The following is a 1542-nucleotide window of genomic DNA, read 5'->3' as shown; positions in this document are numbered from 1 at the left end:
TGGGATCTGAAGCCGCAGGGTATTCAGGGTGTGCTGAAGACGACGGGTGAGGTCGCGTCGAAGATTGAGACGTATGCGACGTCGTACGGGGATCATCTGTCGTCGGCGGCGGCGAGTGCGGGCACGATCACCGCGGAGGGCGGTGGTGGTGGCGGTGGTGGCGGTAAGGACGGTGAGGGGGCCGTGGGTGGTCTGGTCGCGTTGGCGTTGTCGCAGTTCGCCGAGCACACCACTCCTGATCTGAAGTTCATCGCGGCGCGGGCGGGGAAGTCCCTGACGGGTGCGGTGGACGCGACGACTGCGTATCTGAACGGTGATCTGGACATGGCGGCCGAGGCGCAGCGCAAGGCGTTGGGTGCGGTGGATCTGGATCCGAAGAAGCCTGGGGTGCAGTCGCGGTGATCAAGCCCGAGGCGATTCCGCAGTACACGGGTGATCTGGGTCAGCTGGAGAAGGATCATGCCGGTCTGACGAAGGATGCCGGTCATATCCGGGACACCGGTTCGTCGGTGCATACCCATTTCCAGGCGTTGTCCGCGTATTACCAGGCGCCCGAGGCGGAGCAGTTGTTCGCGTCGACGAAGCCGGTGAAGGACCGGGCGGACGGTTTCGCGGACGATCTGGAGAAGGTTGCTTCGTCGTTGTCGGACTACGCGGCGGAGATCCGTCCGCTGGTCACGAAGCTCGCGCAGCTGAAGACGGACGCGACGAAGTTCGTGAACGACAACAAGGACGACGACGAGTGGGAGTACGACGGGGACAAGGTCGAGGAGCACAACCAGCTCCGCGATGACATCACCCAGACCGTCGCCGCGTTCTGGGCCGCCGAGCGGACCTGTCACAACAAGATCACCGCCCTGTTCGGCGGGACGCAGATGGTCGCCGGTGACGGGTCCGAGCGCAAGGACCAGTACGGGTTCAACGCCGACGACCTGAAGAACGCGAAACTCCCCTGGGGCGATCCGGTCGAGGAGAAGCACCACTGGTACGAGGTCGGGCACTGGGTCAAGTCGTTCGTCTGGGACGGGCTGATCGTCGACGGGATCTGGGGCACGATCAAGGGCCTGGGCACCCTCGTCGGGTTCGGTGGCTGGGACGCGATGGGGCAGGCCTGGAAGGGCCTGGCCCAGCTCGCGACCGGACTCGCGATCACCGCGATCCCCGGCGCCGGCACCCTGTTCTGGGCCCTGCCCGACGACAAACTCCCCTCCTGGCTGCGTGACTCACGCACCGCGATGAAGGAGACCGGCAAGGCCCTGGTCGCCTGGGACGAATGGGGCAAGAACCCCGGCCGGGCCGCCGGAGCGGTCACGTTCAACGTCCTGACGACCGTGTTCACCGGAGGCGCCGGAGGCGCAGCCGCCGGGGCCGGGAAGGCCGGAGCCGTCGCGAAGGCCCTGTCCGTCGCGGGCAAGGCCGGCAAGGTCATCGACCCCATGACCTACATCGCCAAGGGCGCAGGCACCGGACTCTCCAAGATCGGTGACATCACCAAGGGCCTCAAGGGCATCAGCAACATCGAGATCCCCAAACTCCCCGACG

1 protein-coding gene and 1 pseudogene are annotated in these 1542 nt (G+C 66.1%); both read left to right on the top strand.

Annotated elements, in window-relative coordinates:
* Positions 1-402 (top strand): DUF6507 family protein (locus IE107_RS34400; RefSeq protein WP_229867484.1); only part of this gene is annotated, 402 nt, incomplete at its 5' end.
* Positions 399-1542, top strand: a pseudogene (locus tag IE107_RS34395) (ADP-ribosyltransferase); the annotation flags it as partial. The gene IE107_RS34400 and the pseudogene IE107_RS34395, both read left to right, overlap by 4 nt.

Origin of the sequence: Streptomyces gelaticus, assembly GCF_014649535.1 — a bacterium.
In the GTDB taxonomy this organism is placed as follows: domain Bacteria; phylum Actinomycetota; class Actinomycetes; order Streptomycetales; family Streptomycetaceae; genus Streptomyces; species Streptomyces gelaticus.
The sequence above is the reverse complement of the archived record's forward strand: the minus strand, read 5'-3'. Positions and strand labels throughout refer to the sequence as shown.